This is a genomic window from Halomonas sp. 3F2F (genome assembly GCF_014897805.1).
Taxonomy (GTDB): domain Bacteria; phylum Pseudomonadota; class Gammaproteobacteria; order Pseudomonadales; family Halomonadaceae; genus Vreelandella.
In genome coordinates, this window is record NZ_JABUZE010000188.1 from 50,214 (window position 1) to 67,960 (window position 17,747).

Consider the following 17,747-nt stretch of genomic DNA (forward strand, 5'->3'; position numbering starts at 1 on the left):
GAAAAATACTGCTCCATTTAATCCGCATTAGGCGATAGATAATGCGTTTGCACGAGCTTCCAGGCGATTTATGTAGCGTTCAAAGCTCTCATTTCGGCATGGTAGGCAAACAGCAATACGGGTTTCTAACTGCCCCGTTTCTACTAGAACACGTTGTGATAGTGCGCGTTGAAGCCGCTCGCGCACCAACATAGCACCGCTCTCACTTGTGTCGGGCAGTACTAACCAGAACGTGGCGTTGCCTGCCCGGCCTAACAGATCGTGGTCGCGGCAACGGCTATTGACTTCGTTACAGAGCGCACCCAGCAGCGCCGTTTTTGCGCGTGAACCAAATTGCTCTTCCGCCATATCAAGTTGGGGTAAATGCATCACTAAGACTGCTAAGCGCTTGTTGAGCATTGCAGCGCGCAGAAACTCATTGTGAAGCCGCTCTTTTAGCGTATCAATATGGTAAGCATTGCAATCATTGTCGTTTGGATCTGTCGCCCTTAATAATGCTCTCTGTCGTGCGTGCTCCCATGGTGGTAAGGCCATCAGCAGAATGAGAGCGGTATAAGCAATAACTGTCTCTGAGGATGCATCGCTGTGACGGGTTAGTATCCACCACAGGGGGCTGGAAAATACCGTTAGTAAGAAAGCGCTCGATAGCGGTAATAAAAAAAATGCAGCGGCCGTGGGCAGTCCGATCCAAATTGTCGAAATGCTAGGATAATTGTAGAAAGTGGCCAGGGTAATGACATAACTGCTACCCAGCAAAATAGCGCGGGGAATAACAGGGTTTAACGCCTGGCTGTGGTGCATTAACAACGCAGTAAGTAGCAGCAGTGTCACAAACATTGGCACTAAAAGGTCGTGATAATTGCCCATGCCATAAAGCCAGAATGTGTACCCTGCTACTAGGATCACACTCGCACTGTAGGCAAAAGTCATCAGGTGTCTGTGCCGCAGTTGGTCAATCATCGTTACCTTCCCGTTGTTGAGGCGGGAGCTGGACTAGCGCCTCGACGGATAGACCCGATAGCTCTATATCCATTAGTGGTAGGTGGTGGGAGTGCTGTGTTTCTGGGAGGCCTGCGCAGAGAAGCTTGCGGCGTTGGGCGGCTTCCTTTGGGTTATGCGACAACATCAAGGCGGCAAGTGTCTGATTATTTAAGCGATAAACGTGTTCGAAGCTGTATATGAGGCTGCATAATTTTTGCCCCGACGACCAAAGCTGATGGCGTTTTACTTGGATAATTAATAACTCTGCATAGATGGCTTCACGTTCAGAACGGGTTTGTTCGCGGCTGAGGTCTCTCAGCAGCTGCCCGCTAGGCCATAGATTTAACCCGGGGATTAGCCGAAGGCGTTTGCGAATGGAGCCGTTAATATCGATTAACTGGCACGCTTTTGCGCTGGACAGCACGCCTAGTGTGATCAATGCCGCCAACAGTAGCAGCGCTTCGGGTAAGCTAAGAAGAGGGGCGATTAATGACCAGCTCATCAACGCGGCGCACGTATTGAACACGGCCACCCAGCGTTTCTGAGGCAGCATAAACATTGCCGCCCAAGCCCATATTAAAAAGCTATGGCGCTCTGGAGCCACGGTAATAAGTCCCAGTAGTAGCGCCCCCGTGAGTACTTGCCAAGGTAGGCCTTTAGAACGACGATGGCTAAAGTCGAGCAATAGCGCAGTAACAAAAAGCCAGCCTACAGACAACCAAAGTACTAGCGCAGCCGCTGGCTGCGCCATATATGTCCAGGACGCTAATGCTAACGCCGCTGCGAACAAGTTGGCTCTTAGCAGGCGTATTTTGTACTTGTTTTGCATGGTGGCTTACTATTCACCTTTAATTCAAGATTGCCCATGGAGCACTTTGACTAGGCGTGGGCGTCAATATGTATTCATTAACAGCGTCAGTATAACGCCCTAATGGCGTAACATACTGCCAAACACCTAGTACCACTACCATAGAATGCAACTTGCCTTGCATACGCAATAAGACAGGGAGAAAGTATGAGCGGTTCAAACGCACGCCAAAACATAGCCCTACAGCAATTAGCTGCGGGGAATGTGCCCGCTTATATCCAGGTGCTCGGTCAAGGCGCTAGGGCAGCTGCTCGAGAGCTACGTCGTGCTGATACGGGATTGAAAAATCGTGCGATCGAGGCAATGGCGTCGCGCCTGACAGCCTCTAGACAGTTAATACTGGAAGCTAATGCGCTTGATTTGCAGCGTGGCAAAGAAACTGGCCTAGACGCTGCACTGCTTGATCGTCTGGCGCTTAATGATGCGCGAATTGATGCCATGGTCGAAGGCCTTCACCAAGTGGCTGCGCTGCCAGATCCCGTTGGCGAAATTGACGATATGCGCTATCGCCCAAGCGGAATTCAAGTTGGCAAAATGCGCGTGCCGCTAGGGGTTATTGGCATTATTTATGAATCTCGCCCGAACGTTACCCTTGAGGCAGCAAGCCTGTGCTTAAAATCGGGTAATGCTTGCTTGCTACGCGGCGGTTCTGAGGCCAGTGCGTCAAATGCGGCGATTAGCAGTTGTATCCAGGAGGGGCTAGCCGATGTTGGCTTGCCAGCTGAATCCGTCCAGATTGTTGCCACCACCGATCGCGCTGCAGTGGGTGCGATGATTAGCATGCCCGAGTACGTCGACGTCATTATTCCAAGAGGTGGTAAGTCTCTGATCGAGCGCATTTCCCGCGAAGCAACGGTGCCGGTCATTAAACACCTCGACGGGGTTTGTCACGTTTACATCGACACTACGGCAGATCCCGCTAAAGCGTTGGCCATCGCGGTAAACGCCAAAACGCATCGCTATGGCACCTGCAATACGATGGAAACGCTGCTGGTGGATGCACCGATTGCCGATCTCGTGCTGCCAGAGTTGGCTCGTGCCTACGCCGAGCACCATGTAGAGCTACGTGGCTGCGAGCGTACACGAGCATTGCTGCCCCAAGCAGCGTTGGCCACTGAAGAAGACTGGGGCGCTGAGTACCTTGCGCCGATTTTAGCGATTAAAGTCGTCGATGGAATGGATGAGGCGATTCAGCATATCGAGCAATATGGCTCCCATCATACCGATGCCATTGTGACTCAAGACATCAGTCTCGCGAGACGCTTCATGGCAGAGGTCGACTCAAGCTCAGTCATCGTAAATGCCTCTACGCGCTTTGCTGATGGCTTTGAGTATGGACTGGGCGCAGAAATTGGTATCTCAACTGATAAGCTGCATGCGCGAGGGCCGGTTGGATTAGAAGGGCTTACAACGCAGAAATATGTGGTCTTTGGTGATGGGCAAATCAGGCAATGAGTTCAACACCCATGCGAATAGGCATGCTGGGGGGCACATTTGATCCTGTGCATCTGGGGCATTTGCGAAGCGCCGTTGAGGTTCGTGAAGCCCTTGGGCTTGATCGTTTGCACATGATTCCCGCACCTCAGCCGCCTCTGCGTGATACGCCTCAGGTGTCGCCGGAACAGCGTTTTGAGTTGTTAAGGCTAGGCATTAGCGACACACCAGGTGTGATGGCTGATGATCGAGAACTACGCCGCGAAGGGCCTTCTTATAGTGTGGATACGCTTGCTGAATTGCGGCAAGCGTATGGCGATAGCGCGTGTCTAGTGATGATCATTGGGTTCGATGCTTTTCTGCGGTTAGCCAAATGGCACAAAGCTAGTCAGATATTCTCTTTAGCACATCTCGTTGTGATCGCTCGACCTGGCTATAACGCGCGTTGGCCTGAGGAATTAAGGGAACTGGTGGGTAATCGTGAAGTCGATAGTGTAGATGAACTGATGCGAAGCCCTAATGGTAATGTTCTGACGCTGGCCTTGCCCTCCATGATGGCGATTTCAGCTACTTATATAAGAGAGCGTTTAGAAAAGGGCAAAAGCGTTCGTTATCTACTGCCTGAGGCCGTCGAGGAAGCCATTCTGCGGCACGGTTTCTATCATTCTGGTGAATAGCGCTGGCAGTCAGGAAAGAAGCCGTTACAATGTCCGGCTTATTGACTGAATATCACTGAGCTTGCTTTTGCTGAGCTTGCGACAACAAGGGGTTGCCTTTAGGAGCCATGCACATCGATACACTTAAAAATCTAGCGGTTGATGCCCTAGAAGAACTTAAAGCACGAGATATTACGCAGTTAGATGTTTCCAAACTGACTGAAGTTACTGATTTGATGCTGATCGCCAGTGGTACCTCTACTCGTCACGTGGCTGCCTTAGCGCAAAATGTTGTGGAAAAGGCCAAAGCGTCAGGCCTTGCGCCCCGAGGTGTTGAAGGTGGCGATAATGCTGACTGGGTATTGGTCGATTTAGGCGATGTGGTTGTCCATATTATGTTGCCTGAAGCGAGAGCCCTCTATGATCTTGAGCGCTTATGGGCAGACCTACCCAATGATGCTGGGGCTATTAGTGAGTCGCTCAAACGGTTTGAAGAGCGAGCCACGATGTCATGAAGATCCGGCTGTTAGCGGTGGGCACCAAAATGCCTGCGTGGGTTGAGGAGGGCATTGAGACCTACCGCAAACGGCTGCCTCGAGACTTCTCGCTTGAAATTGAAGAGATTCCACTGGGTCAGCGTGGCAAAAATGCTGATATAGCCAAAGCACGTGCGCAAGAGGCTCAGCGTATACGTGACAAGCTTCGTGGCGACGAGTATATCGTGGCACTTGAGGTTAAGGGTAAAACCTGGAGTACCGAGCAACTTGCTGACGAGGCCGACGCTTGGCGCATGTTGGGCAAAGATATTGTGTTGTTGGTGGGAGGACCTGATGGCTTAGAGCCATCCCTTTCAGCAATGGCCGATAAAGCATGGTCTTTATCGCCTCTCACGTTGCCTCACCCACTGGTTCGTATAATGCTGGCTGAGCAACTTTACCGGGCGTGGACCCTGCTAGTAGGTCATCCCTATCATCGATAATTGCTTTTTGTCTGATTTGAGAGTCATCGTTACCCATGCCTAAGCGCCATGACACGCTTAAAAACCCTGAGCAAGAATTGCGTATTTTTCGTGTCAGGGCGCTACTTGCCGTCTTAGTGGTGGTTGTTTTGACGGGATTGCTGACTGGACGATTAGCATATTTGCAGATCGTTCAGCACGATTTATACAGTACTCGCTCCGAAAAAAACCGTGTCCGTGTCGAACCGCTGCCCCCCAATCGGGGGTTGATTTATGACCGCAATGGCGTCCTCCTTGCCGAAAATCGCCCTACCTATAACCTCACGTTGGTGCGCGAACGCGTTGATGATTTAGATGAAACGCTGGCGCTGTTAGTTGAGCTTCTAGACTTGCCCGAAGATGATATTGAAGCGTTCAATGTCCGTTCCCGGCAACGCCAACGCCCGTTTCAGCCTGCGCTTTTAATGAGTGATTTGAGCGAAGACCAAATCGCACGGTTAGCGGTGAATCGACATCGTCTACCTGGGGTAGAAGTAGAGGCGCAACTGCTCCGTTATTATCCTGATGCCGAAATGATGGCCCATTCGCTGGGCTACGTAGGGCGCATCAACGCAGAAGAGATGCAAACCATAGATGCTGGGCGATATGCGGGAACACACTTTATTGGTAAAACGGGGATTGAGCGTTTTTACGAGACGGAGCTGCACGGGCAGGCGGGGCTGCGTAAAGTTGAAACGAATGCGCGTGGGCGTGTACTTAGAGAGCTTGGCCGTACTGATCCGGTACCTGGGGAAAACCTTACTTTAACGCTTGATAAGTCAATGCAAATGCTGGCTTACGAGCTGTTAGATGGTCGGCGTGGATCTATCGTCGCGATCGTTCCTGGGACGGGTGAAATCCTCGCCATGGTATCGACGCCTGGCTTTGATAGTAATCAGTTTGTGACGGGAATTGATGTCGCTTCTTATCGCGGCTTGCAGGAAAATATCGACCTCCCGCTGTTTAATCGAGCAATTCGTGGCCATTATCCGCCAGGTTCAACCATTAAACCTTTTTTGGCGCTTGCGGGGCTAGTCGAGGGTGTTATCACTCCCGATAGCACGATTAATGATCCTGGTTTTTATCAGTTGCCCAACGACTCTCGCCGCTATCGCAACTGGCTGCGCTGGGGGCATGGCCGGGTAGATATGGAGCGGTCTATTGCCGTTTCAAACAATACTTATTATTACACCCTAGCCCATGATCTGGGTATCGATAATCTGCATGAACAAATGACCAATTTTGGCTTTGGCCAACGTGTTGCTCATGACGTGCAAGGCGAAAGCACCGGCCTGATGCCGTCTCGTGACTGGAAGCGGGCGCGTTTTAATCAGCCTTGGTATCCCGGTGAAACACTCTCTGTGGGAATCGGGCAGGGTTACTGGCAAGTAACTCCGTTACAACTGGCGAGTGCAACGGCTACATTGGCTAATCGCGGTCATTGGATAAAGCCACGTCTTGCGTTAGCAATAGGTGACGAGCCCTTAGCGCTGGATTTGCCGGATACGCTGCCCGATATTCAGTTGGATAATGACAGCTGGTGGGACCGTGTTTTCAGCGGCATGGAAAAAGTAATCAGCGGGAGAGAAGGCACGGCACGCCGCACAGGGGTGGGGCTAGAGTATCGTATGGGGGGTAAATCAGGCACTGCCCAAGTGTTCTCGCTTGGGCAAGATCAGCGTTACAACGCCGCAGAACTTGAGGAGCGCTTACGTGATCACGCTCTTTTTATGGCGTTTGCGCCACTTGACGACCCACAAATTGCGGTCTCAGTCATTGTTGAAAATGCTGGGGGCGGGAGTACGCATGCCGCTCATTTGGCGCGTGCGATGACCGATGCATGGATATTAAGAGACGACGCACCAGACGTTGAAGAAGTTAAAGAAGTACTGGAAGAAGATACTGCCAACGTGGAGGGCAACTAATGAGGTCATGGCAAACCCTCTCTCGCCCGCTGCGTCGTTATCCAGTACGCCCTCCCGATAGCGGTATTGCTCGGCGCAAAAGCATCTGGGAGCGGATTCACCTTGACCCGTGGCTGTTAGGTTTGCTGCTGTTGCTGATGGGGGGTGGGCTATTAGTGCTTTATAGCGCTTCCGGGCAGCGTATTGATACCGTGATTGCGCAAGCGATACGTTTTGGTGTCGCCATCGCTGTTATGGTGGTTATTGCTCAATTATCGCCTTCCACGTTTCTGCGCTGGGCTCCCTTAGCTTACGGCTTGGGTCTAGCTATGTTGTTGGCAGTTGAAATAGCGGGTGATGTGGGGATGGGGGCAAAGCGGTGGCTTGAGATACCGGGTGTTATTCGATTTCAACCATCTGAAATGATGAAATTAGCGGTGCCACTGATGGTGGCTGCCTATCTGAATCGTTGCCAATTACCGCCACGTTTCAAGCATATTTTTATATGCGCGGTGATAATTGGCTTGCCGGTGGTGCTTACAGCTATTCAACCGGATCTTGGAACGTCGCTTTTAGTGGCCAGCGCGGCGGTTATTGTTGTGCTTTTGGCAGGTTTATCCTGGCGCCTAATTGGTTTAGTTGGTGCCTTAATTGCAGCAGGGCTACCTGTTCTATGGATGAATATGCACAACTATCAGCGTCAACGGGTTTTAACGTTCCTGGATCCGGATAGCGATCCCTTAGGGGCGGGTTGGAATATTATTCAATCAACAACCGCGATAGGCAGCGGTGGCTTATGGGGGAAGGGCTGGCTTGAGGGTACTCAGTCTCAATTAGAATTCCTGCCTGAGCGCCATACGGATTTTATTATTGCCGTGCTAGGTGAAGAGTTTGGCCTAGTGGGAATGCTGGTACTGTTATCCCTGTATGTCATGATTGTGGGGCGAGGTCTTTGGCTGGCAACCTCTTCTCAGGACACCTTCGGGCGACTTTTTGCAGGCAGTATTATCCTAACGTTTTTTATATATGTGTTTGTCAATGTCGGCATGGTAAGTGGTATTTTGCCCGTTGTTGGCGTACCGCTGCCGTTAGTGAGCTATGGCGGGACTTCCAGCGTGACCTTGCTGGCAGGGTTCGGTATTCTCATGTCAATACATGCCCATCGGCGGTTGTTGCCGCGCTAGTATCGAATAGATAAGTAGCGGTGCTTTTTCACAGGAGTGGTTAGTTAATGAAATGGGCCCGAAATAAAGCAGGCGGCTGCATGGCAGCTATGTTATTGGCGTGTTCTTATACGGTTGCATGGGCTGACGACGCGTCGCCTTTTGATCCGCAGCAGCACGAAGGTACTCAACAGCTAGTTGATGAGTTAGCAGAACAAGGAATTCCTCGGCAATGGCTAACAGATGCCCTGAATCAAGCCAGCTTTAGTCAATCTGTGTTGGACGCGATGGAAGGTGCGGCTGAACGTCGCTTACGTTGGTATGAGTATCGAGATATATTCTTAACTCAGCAACGTATTGAGGAGGGAGCCGAGTTCATCAGTGAGTATGAGGATGCGTTTGCTCGGGCTGAGGACGTATATGGTGTCCCACCCGAGATCATTGCTGCCATTATTGGTGTTGAAACCTATTACGGTAAGCATAAAGGGCGCCACCTTGTATTAGACTCATTGGCAACATTAGCCTTCAACCATCCTGTCCGTGGTAGCTTTTTCCGCGGCGAACTGGCGGCTTTTTTGAAAATCGCTCATGAGCAAGGCGTTGAGGTTGACGAGCTGTATGGTTCGTATGCCGGCGCAATGGGGTACCCCCAGTTTATTCCTACGAGTTATCAAGCCTATGCCGTCGATTTTGACGGTGATGGTAAACGAGATTTATGGGAGAATCCGGTCGATGCCATTGGCAGCGTGGCGAACTACTTTGCTGTACATGGTTGGCAGCGTGATGGGGCAATTTATCATGAGGCCGATGGCCCTGATTCAGCGCCTGAAACGCTTTCTATTAACCAAACCAGTAAGCCTGATGTGACTGTATCTGAGGCGATTGAAGCTGGCATTGAGCCACAGAGTGCGCTTGATCCAGAGTTGCTTGTGGTGCCTTTAAGGCTCGAGCTTACCGATGATAGTATCCAATATCGCTTGGGGGAATATAACTTTTACGTTATTACCCGCTATAACCACAGCCATCTCTATGCAATGGCGGTGGCAGAACTATCAGAGGCGATTGCACGGCAGGTTGAGGGCTAACTATGAGAACAGTGCTGTCTGAGGCTCGTGGCATAGGTGGTGCGGTGATCATCATGGCGTTGGTTAGCGGCTGTGCCAGCCATGAAGCTCAACAAAATAGCGCTAATCAGCCCGCTAGTAAGCCTGCTGAAAGTACGAGCGGTGCGCCGAGCAGTGGAGCAAGTAGTGGCGGTGCATCGTCGTCCGGGGAGCGCTATGCAATGACGGGCGACGCCTATCCGTTAGAGCCGCCGGATGTGAGCAAGGTGCCAAACGCTGAGCCTCGCATAGAGCCGCCATCGCGTTCCGGTAATCGCTCCACTTATGAAGTGTGGGGGGAAACCTATCATGTGCTGCCGGATGCGGCGGGCTACGTGAAGCAAGGGACGGCCTCTTGGTACGGTGAAAAGTTTCATGGCTATGCCACATCAAACGGAGAGATTTATGACATGTATAAAATGTCTGCGGCTCACCGTTCGTTGCCACTGCCAACCTTTGCCCGTGTCACCAGCTTAGACAGCGGTCAATCTGTTATCGTGCGCGTCAATGATAGGGGGCCTTTTCATAGCGACCGTGAAATAGATCTTTCCTATGCAGCGGCTGCACGGCTAGGCTTTTTAGATAATGGCACTGGCGCCGTCCGGGTTGAGGCTATCGAGCCTGAGCAATGGCTGGCTCAGCAAGGTAGAAGTAGCCAGCCAGTTGATGAGGTGTCTTCGGCATCTTCTACTGTGAATGAACGGTCTGTTCGAGATGCTGCTGTTCAGCAGCCAGTGGCAGCGGACGACGCTATTTATCTACAAATTGCGGCATTAGGCAGTGAAGAAGGAGCCCAGCAGCTGCAGCAACGTCTGGTCAGTGAACTCCCGCATAACGTACGGGTGATGAGTGATGCTGACGTGCATCGTGTGCAAGTTGGGCCAGTGAGCCCTAATCAGGAAACCCAAGCACGTGAAGTACTCCGTCGGGCGGGCTTCCCACAAGTGTTTATCGTGAGATAGTTCACCCCATTTATTAGCTAAAATAACGTGCTTCGTTGACGTTTTTTCTTTGTTGTGAGAAGTAAGAGATGAATGTATTGATGTCTATTCGCCGTACCGCTGGGCTCTGTTTGTTTGCGGTTTTTGCCGTGGTGTCTTCACCGGCCGTGGCTCAGGTGATACCTCAGCCGCAAACGATTATTCCCTCCGCTCCTCAGCTAGCGGCGAGCTCATGGATTCTGATGGATGCCAACAGCGGTCGTATTCTTGCTGAGCATAATTCTGATGAACGCTTACCGCCAGCTAGCCTGACCAAACTCATGACCGCTTATTTGGTCGAGCGTGAGTTAGATCGCGGCACAATTAGCTTGACTGATATGGTTAATATCAGTGAGAAAGCTTGGCGTACCGGTGGCTCCAAGATGTTCATCGAGGTAGGCGATCAAGTCTCGGTCGATAATCTGCTGCATGGCATTATTATTGTATCGGGTAATGATGCTAGCGTGGCGATGGCTGAGCATCTAGCGGGTGGCGAAGCGCCATTTGCCGATTTGATGAATCAGCATGCTACGCGCTTAGGAATGCACAATACTAATTTCCAAAATCCGACAGGTCTTCCTGGCGATAATCACTACTCCACCGCTCACGATATGGCGTTGTTGTCACAGCATATTATTAACGACTACCCTGAGCACTATACTATTTACTCTCAGCGCAACTTCGCGTTTGGTGGCATCGACCAGCCAAACCGTAACCGCTTGCTATGGCGCGACCCGAGTGTCGATGGTTTGAAAACCGGTTGGACAACGGAGGCGGGCTACTGTCTTGTCTCTTCGGCCGAGCGTGATGGCATGCGACTAATTTCAGTTGTGATGGGCACTAATTCAGAAGAGGCAAGAGCGCAGGAAACGCAAAAGCTACTCAGCTATGGCTTCCGCTTCTATGAAACGATGAAGCTCTATGAGCGTGGTGCAGTGCTTGCAACGCCACGGGTATGGGGTGGTGATAATAATGAACTGCGTGTGGGCGTTGATGATGAAGTGTTTATGACACTTCCGCGCAACCGTAATGAAGAGTTGCGTGCTCGCTTGAACCTGGATAGCGATCTTCAAGCGCCGATTGCCGTGGGTGATGATGTCGGTACGCTAGAAGTATATTTAGGCGAGGAAATGGTCGGTGAACGCCAGCTAGTGGCGCTAGAAAATGTTGAAGAGGGTGGCTTGTTCAAGCGCCTATTTGACCAAGTAAGGCGTTTCTTCAGTGGTTTGATCAGTAACTTCATCGATTAATTAGTAATTTCACCGCTTAGTAGCAGCGAGTGGGCTTAAGCGCAGAATTTTTAGTATTTTGCGCTTAAGTTACTAATCTTATAAGGCTGTACTGCACTCGTACCCTGAACAGAAGTATCTATATATTCCCGTGTAAAGGCGAGCTATGAAAAAAGGCGCGAAAAATGGGCTAAGAGATTTACGTCAGCCTGAAGTAAACGAGCCACCTAAAATCACTTTTCCCTGTGATTACTCATTAAAAGTGGTTGGCGATGCCGCTGAGGATTTTCCAGCCTGCGTGTGCCAAGTGATTGTTAAACATTCCCCAGATTTTGATGAGACGTCACTTCAAGTCGTCGACAGCCGTAACGGCCGTTTTCAATCTGTGCGTGTCACTATTGTGGCCACTGGCGAACAGCAATTACGCCAGCTGTTCGATGATCTGAAGGCGACAGGTCGCGTACACATGGTGGTATGACCTTGGCTAGTCAACCTATTGAGCTGCATCAGCTTGGCCATCGTGCCTACTTGCCTGTGTGGAGCGCGATGCGCGAACTCACCGACACGCGGGACGAGACAACGCCTGATCAATTCTGGCTAGTTGAGCACGACCCCGTTTTTACTCAGGGCCAAGCGGGTAAGCCAGAGCATGTGTTAATGCCAGGTGATATCCCTGTCGTGAAAACGGATCGTGGGGGGCAGGTAACCTACCATGGCCCAGGCCAAATTGTCTTATATCCATTGCTGGACGTTCGCCGTGGCAAAGTTGGTGTTCGTGAGCTAGTGACTGCGCTAGAAAATTCAGTGATTGACGTACTTGCGCTCTATGGCGTTCCTGCCTGGTCGAAGCCAGATGCACCTGGCGTTTATGTGGATACGCAACAGGGTGAGGCGAAAATTGCCTCGCTAGGGTTACGAATTCGGCGGGGCGCAAGCTATCACGGGGTTGCGCTAAACGTAGACGGTGACTTATCTCCCTTCGGGCGCATCAATCCCTGTGGCTATGCAGGGATGCAGGTAACGCGATTGACTGATTTAGTGGCGCTGCCTGTCGCTCATCAGGTGGGGGGGCAACTGGCGTCTGCATTAGCTCAGCGGTTGGATCGTCAGTTGGTGGATGTATCTTTTACCCAATCATGAGCGATCTGCACGCAAGGCACTGTTGGAACTGATTTAGTTGTGCCAATTGCGTGCAGCTAGCCTAGACGATTTATCCGACGTTAAACGCAGGAATGCGGTTAGCGTCAGGCTCATGACCAGGAACCGCAGCAGGCGACGCGAGACCAAGATTGTTTTTCTCAAAAACACGGTCAGCGCGATAGCTAGAGCGAACCAGCGGCCCGGACGGCACTTCCATAAAGCCTTTTTCAAGGCCAAGCACGCGATAGCGATCAAACTCTTCTGGGGTGACCCAGCGCTCTACGGCTAGGTGGTTTTTGGTTGGGCGCAAATATTGCCCAAGCGTCACAATATCAACGCCAATCTCTCTCAGGTCATCAAAGGTTTTAAGAATCTCTTCGTCTGTCTCACCTAATCCAAGCATCAAACTTGTTTTGGTAATTATGTCTGGTCGATACTGTTTGGCATGCGCTAAGACATTCAGCGTTTTGCGATAACCTGCACGCGGGTCGCGCACTTTGCTGGTTAGGCGCTCTACCGTCTCTACGTTCTGTGCAAACACTTCCAAGCCCGAATCGACTACCCGCTCAATGGCGGCTTTATCAGCGTCAAAATCGGGTGTTAGAGCTTCTACAACCACTTCCGGCGTGCGGGATTTGATAGCCTTAATGCAGTTGGCATAGTGCGTAGCGCCGCCGTCGTCCAGATCGTCTCGGTCAACGGAGGTCAATACGATGTAGCGCAGCCCCATCAACTCGACTGATTTTGCCGTGTTTTCCGGCTCATCTAGATCCAGCCAGCCTTTCGGATTGCCTGTATCCACTGCACAGAATCGGCAGGCGCGTGTGCATACAGACCCCATTAACATGATGGTGGCGGTGCCATTGCTCCAGCATTCGCCCATGTTAGGGCAGTGCGACTCTGCACAAACAGTGCTAAGACGGTGTGTAGAGACATTCTTTTTGACGGCTTCGAAGCGTTCGCCCCCAGGGATCTGTGCGCGCAACCATTTAGGTTTACGGTCAAGACTGGGAGACGCCTCATCTGACGACGTTTTACGCTGTTTCATGCCGTCTTTAATGACCGACATGCCATGCTCATTGCGGAATTTTTCGCCGCTAGGGACGCGCGTTGTGGGGTTATTGCTCATAGGAAAGAGCCTCTCTACTGTGCGGCAGGCAATGCCCAAACGTCGTGGCGTCTAACCATATGCTGTGGCGATGGCGTTTAAATGCCATGGCGTTGACAGTTGGATCGCCTGCGCGAATACATGCCAAACCCTGAAGATTCTGAATGATACGTAGGTAGTAGGCTAATGTAACATATCTGTTGGTTAACAAGACACTAAGCCCTCTTCATCGAACCGCCAAACAGACAGTCCAGCCAATCGATAGCCCACTATAGTGACAGTAAAGGTAGGCAGGAAACGCCGTGGCTAGGTAGTGGGCTAGATGGGGCTTGGAAATACCGACGAAAATCTGGCAGGTGTTCCCGTGTAAAGCGTAAAAAAAGATCAGCGACTGGTGTCGGAAAATGATCGCGACGATACACCGTGCACCACGAGCGCCGAATGGGGAAGTTAGGTAAGGGGAGCGCGGATAGCAGCCCTTGCTCTAGTTCAAGTTGAACCGCCAAACGGGGCAAAACGGCAACGCCTAAATGGGCCATAACGCCTTGTTTAATGGCTTCATTAGTGCCTAATTCAATGCGGTGGGGAAGGCCGACTTCTTGGTCAACAGCCAGTTGCTCAAATGCGATACGTACCCCAGAACCTGGTTCACGCATCAATACATAATGGCGCGCAAAGTCGGCTAATGTGGGTGCTTCCATGTGAAGTAGTGGGTGGTCTGGCCATACGAGAGCGATGAGTTCATTTTCAAGAATGGGCATGACTACCAGGTCGTCGTCTTCAGGCACCATGGCCATAATCACGACATCATCTTTTTGTTCTGCCAGCCTTTCCAGCGCTTGACTGCGGTTGCATACCTTTAGACGAATGCGTACGTCGGGGTAGCGTGCTCGAAACCGTGCCAGTAAATAAGGCACCACATATTGGGCTGAGGAGACTGCCGCGATGTTCAGCTCACCGCTAATGCTGCCATTAATCTCCGAGAGATTCATTTGCAGTCTAGAGAGCTGTCCGAAAATCTCGCGTGTGGAGAGCGCTAGGGTATCCGCGGCAGGTAGCACGTGAAGAGTTTTACCGGCATATTTAAACAGCGGCTGACCAAGAGCGAGTTCTAACTGACGAATTTGTGCGCTAACCGCAGGTTGGGTAAGTCCTAGCTGCTCGGCTGCGCGCGAGTAGGAGCGCTGGCGGTGAACTGCCTGGAATACCTGTAATTGTCGGAAGGTCAAACGGTTGAGTAGTGTAAGGGATGACATAACAACCTCTAGGTATACACCCTCCGAAGATAGAAAGTGCCACAAAACAAAAATTCTCAGTATTACGCTGGAAATGCTACCACCGATGATGTGCGGCGTCTTTATGACAACAATGATGAATTTGCAAAGGTAAGCATCGACGTTATGCAGCGAGTGGCCTAAACTATATTGCATTGCAGCATCAACGCTTCGGGACGGATGCTTTGCATCAACCCAATGGGAGAATTTATGAACTTTCTCGCTCATCCTTTGTTGCCTGGCAGCGCGCTGAAAAGCCTGTGGCCAGGAGCGTCTGATCAAATGGCTCCATTACCGGTCGGCGAGGCCTTTGCTAGCATGGTAGATCCGTTCGGATTCGGACGGGCTGCAGCGGGCTATTGGCGCGACAGTATTGAGCGTAGCGTCCTGTATTGGGATGTTATGCGCGAACGCGGAAATCAATATCTTGAGCATATGGAGCAAACCAAGCCGAACGTGCTTGGATTTGATACAGAGGTGCTCATTGATGGACGCACGCTTCCCCATCCAACCAATTATGAGCTGCTGAGAGTTCTTCCCCCCAGCCATATTCAGATTGACCCTGAGAAACGACCGTTTGTTGTCGTGGACCCCAGGGCAGGTCATGGCCCTGGTATTGGCGGGTTCAAGCCTGATAGCGAGCTTGGGGTTGCTCTAAAGGCTGGTCACCCTTGCTATTTTATTGGTTTTTTGCCTTTTCCTGAACCGGGGCAAACCGTTGAGGATGTGGTAGAAGCGGAAATTGCGTTTTTGCGTCATGTTATCGCTCTGCACCCAGAAACAGCTGAAAAACCAATGGTGGTGGGGAACTGTCAGGCGGGTTGGCAAATAATGATGGCTGCGGCACTTGAGCCGGATGTGTTTGGTCCGATTCTTATTGCCGGTGCGCCGCTTTCTTACTGGGCCGGGGAACACGGTAAAGCGCCTATGCGCTATACCGGTGGCATGACCGGTGGAAGCTGGATTACTGCTTTAACGAGTGACATTGGTAACGGTCTGTTTGATGGTGCTTGGCTAGTGCAGAACTTCGAGCGTCTCAACCCAGCCAATACCTACTGGAAAAAGCAGTACCATCTGTATGACAACATCGATACCGAATCCAAACGCTATTTAGAGTTCGAGCGCTGGTGGGGCGGTCACGTTGTTTTAGGTGGCCAAGAGATCCAATATATTGTCGATAACCTTTTTGTTGGTAATCGTCTCTCGACGGCTCAGCTAGTGACTCGCGATGGCCGCCGTATTGATCTTCGCAATGTGCGCTCACCTGTTGTCGTATTCTGCTCGCGTGGTGACGACATAACGCCGCCGCCTCAGGCGCTGGGTTGGATTCGTGATTTATACGAAGGCGAAGAAGATATCATCGCCAACGAGCAGACGATCGTGTACTGCATGCACGACACAACAGGGCACTTAGGGATTTTTGTTTCCGGTAGTGTGTCGCGCAAAGAACATGCTGAGTTCACGGCCAACATGGACTATATCGATGTTATGCCGCCCGGACTGTATGAGACAACGGTCTCGCATGCCAGCGAGCGAGATGATGCGGAGTTGCTTGAGCGTGATTATTTGCTTGAGTTCACATCGCGTAACTTTGAGGAGCTGGATCAGGATGTAATGCATATCCCAGAGGATGATCGTCGGTTTGCAACGGTTGCACGTATTTCTGAGATCAATCTTGGTTTCTATCGGTTATACGTTCAACCCTGGGTGCAGGCCATGATGACGCCAGAAGCGGCACGCTGGATTCGTCGTATGCATCCTATCCGGTTAGGCTACAAGCTTCTATCTGATCGTAATCCGCTGACAGTTCCGCTGCCGGTGATGGCTGAAGCGGTACGCAGCAATCGTCAGCAAGTGGGTCAAGATAATGTTTTCAAAGCACTAGAAACGATGTGCTCCGATCAAATCGTCGCTAATCTCAATGCCGTGCGAGATTTGCGCGATAGCACGACGGAAAGGCTGTTTATGGACATTTACGGACAGCCTCTATTGCAAGCAGCGGTAGGTTTGCATGGCGATGCGCATGTGCATCGTCGTCGTCCTGGAGCCGAGCCAGAGCATCAGCGTTTTGTTGAAAACCGCAAAAATGAGCTGCGCAATAAAATAGCCCAGGGTGGCGCTCACGAAGCAGTCATGCGCTCAGTTATCTATGTGTTAGGCGGAGCGCCAGCAACAGATGAGCGCAATTTCAAACGGTTACGTGCTTCCCGTGCTGAGCTAGAGCCTAGTTCAACGTTGAGTGAATTTAAGCGTTTGGTGCGCGATCAGTTCTTTATCCTGAAATTAGATCGTGAGCGAGCGCTATCGTCATTGCCCGAGCTGTTAAAAGGGCAAAGCAGCAGCGACATCGACGGGCATATTGAGCACCTTAAACATGTGTTCGCTGCGAGCGGTGAATTATCCGAGCACGCAGCAGAGCGTTTTGAACAGGTGAAGACGCTATTTGATCAAGCAAGGCCACCGAAAGCCGCTCAACCAAAAGCTACTCAGCCAAAAGCCGTGAGCGCACCCGCTACTGACACTAAGCAAGCAGGTGACCAGGAGGCGGCTATTGATACGCAAACCGCTGCAAGCGCTCCAACTGAAAGCGTGGTGACAGAAGCTGAAAGCGTGTCGACAGAGACAGTATCGGCGGAAAAGGAGGCTACCCAACGCGCGTCTACCGAAACTGTGCCTGCTACTAATAATGTAGCAGCAGATGCAGCTAAAGAAACAAGCAAGCCTCAGCCAAAAGCGGCATCGCGTAGGAAACCACCGCGCAAGCGCTAAGTGTTGTAACGTTTGTCTACGCCCCTGTTTTGATACAGGGGCGTTTTTTTGTGTGCGCCAGGCATGGCGCGCAGCGCCTTGACTGGCGCTATCCTGGGGGTGGTGCCTCAGGATGACTTGGGGGTGAAAGTCCCCTGCACG

Annotated in this window: 16 protein-coding genes; 12 read left to right on the top strand and 4 right to left on the bottom strand. The window is 51.4% G+C overall.

Going from position 1 to position 17,747, the window contains the following annotated elements; all coding sequences use genetic code 11:
* Positions 1 to 27: 27 nt before the first annotated feature.
* Complete coding sequence (locus INT21_RS19285; RefSeq protein WP_193067923.1) at positions 28 to 960, bottom strand: diguanylate cyclase domain-containing protein; 933 nt, start codon at positions 958 to 960, stop codon at positions 28 to 30.
* Complete coding sequence (locus INT21_RS19290) at positions 953 to 1,810, bottom strand: hypothetical protein (protein ID WP_193067924.1); 858 nt, start codon at positions 1,808 to 1,810, stop codon at positions 953 to 955. The genes INT21_RS19285 and INT21_RS19290 overlap by 8 nt, the downstream gene beginning before the upstream one ends.
* 186 nt (positions 1,811 to 1,996) lie before the next feature.
* Between INT21_RS19290 and INT21_RS19295 the strand changes: the two genes are divergently transcribed.
* The 11 genes from INT21_RS19295 to lipB all read left to right on the top strand — a co-directional run bounded on the left by INT21_RS19295 (position 1,997) and on the right by lipB (position 12,455).
* Positions 1,997 to 3,304: a glutamate-5-semialdehyde dehydrogenase gene (locus INT21_RS19295; RefSeq protein WP_193067925.1), complete on the top strand. Its 1,308-nt coding sequence runs from the start codon at positions 1,997 to 1,999 to the stop codon at positions 3,302 to 3,304.
* Positions 3,301 to 3,960, top strand: a complete 660-nt coding sequence (nadD, locus tag INT21_RS19300) for a nicotinate-nucleotide adenylyltransferase (RefSeq protein WP_193067926.1) — start codon at positions 3,301 to 3,303, stop codon at positions 3,958 to 3,960. Before INT21_RS19295 ends, nadD begins: the two co-directional genes overlap by 4 nt.
* Before the next feature lie 107 nt (positions 3,961 to 4,067).
* Positions 4,068 to 4,454 carry a ribosome silencing factor gene (rsfS, locus tag INT21_RS19305; RefSeq protein WP_038483599.1) on the top strand — a complete coding sequence of 129 codons (387 nt, stop codon included), beginning with the start codon at positions 4,068 to 4,070 and terminating at the stop codon, positions 4,452 to 4,454.
* Positions 4,451 to 4,918 (top strand): 23S rRNA (pseudouridine(1915)-N(3))-methyltransferase RlmH, encoded by a 468-nt coding sequence (gene rlmH / locus INT21_RS19310; protein ID WP_038483601.1) that lies wholly within the window; start codon positions 4,451 to 4,453, stop codon positions 4,916 to 4,918. Before rsfS ends, rlmH begins: the two co-directional genes overlap by 4 nt.
* 35 nt (positions 4,919 to 4,953) lie before the next feature.
* Complete coding sequence (gene mrdA, locus INT21_RS19315; RefSeq protein ID WP_193067927.1) at positions 4,954 to 6,861, top strand: penicillin-binding protein 2; 1,908 nt, start codon at positions 4,954 to 4,956, stop codon at positions 6,859 to 6,861.
* Positions 6,861 to 8,024 (top strand): rod shape-determining protein RodA, encoded by a 1,164-nt coding sequence (gene rodA, locus INT21_RS19320; protein ID WP_193085592.1) that lies wholly within the window; start codon positions 6,861 to 6,863, stop codon positions 8,022 to 8,024. The genes mrdA and rodA overlap by 1 nt, the downstream gene beginning before the upstream one ends.
* A gap of 47 nt (positions 8,025 to 8,071) precedes the next feature.
* Positions 8,072 to 9,088, top strand: a complete 1,017-nt coding sequence (gene mltB / locus INT21_RS19325) for a lytic murein transglycosylase B (RefSeq protein ID WP_193067929.1) — start codon at positions 8,072 to 8,074, stop codon at positions 9,086 to 9,088.
* Positions 9,089 to 9,090: 2 nt separating this feature from the next.
* Entirely contained in the window at positions 9,091 to 10,068 is a 978-nt protein-coding gene (locus INT21_RS19330; RefSeq protein ID WP_193067930.1) for a septal ring lytic transglycosylase RlpA family protein, read from the top strand.
* Positions 10,069 to 10,136: 68 nt separating this feature from the next.
* Positions 10,137 to 11,336 (top strand): D-alanyl-D-alanine carboxypeptidase family protein, encoded by a 1,200-nt coding sequence (locus INT21_RS19335; protein ID WP_193067931.1) that lies wholly within the window; start codon positions 10,137 to 10,139, stop codon positions 11,334 to 11,336.
* Between the two features lie 145 nt (positions 11,337 to 11,481).
* Positions 11,482 to 11,793 (top strand): HP0495 family protein, encoded by a 312-nt coding sequence (locus INT21_RS19340; RefSeq protein ID WP_089038102.1) that lies wholly within the window; start codon positions 11,482 to 11,484, stop codon positions 11,791 to 11,793.
* Positions 11,790 to 12,455 carry a lipoyl(octanoyl) transferase LipB gene (gene lipB, locus INT21_RS19345; protein ID WP_193067932.1) on the top strand — a complete coding sequence of 222 codons (666 nt, stop codon included), beginning with the start codon at positions 11,790 to 11,792 and terminating at the stop codon, positions 12,453 to 12,455. Before INT21_RS19340 ends, lipB begins: the two co-directional genes overlap by 4 nt.
* Positions 12,456 to 12,525: 70 nt before the next feature.
* On the opposite strand, the gene lipA is transcribed toward lipB, so the two are convergent.
* A complete protein-coding gene (gene lipA, locus INT21_RS19350; RefSeq protein WP_038483617.1) occupies positions 12,526 to 13,584 on the bottom strand; it encodes a lipoyl synthase in 1,059 nt (352 codons plus the stop codon).
* Positions 13,585 to 13,832: 248 nt separating this feature from the next.
* Entirely contained in the window at positions 13,833 to 14,819 is a 987-nt protein-coding gene (locus tag INT21_RS19355; RefSeq protein ID WP_038483619.1) for a LysR family transcriptional regulator, read from the bottom strand.
* Positions 14,820 to 15,047: 228 nt separating this feature from the next.
* On the opposite strand from INT21_RS19355, the gene INT21_RS19360 reads away from it, so the two are divergent.
* Positions 15,048 to 17,606: a DUF3141 domain-containing protein gene (locus INT21_RS19360; protein WP_193067933.1), complete on the top strand. Its 2,559-nt coding sequence runs from the start codon at positions 15,048 to 15,050 to the stop codon at positions 17,604 to 17,606.
* The last annotated feature ends 141 nt before the right edge of the window (positions 17,607 to 17,747 follow it).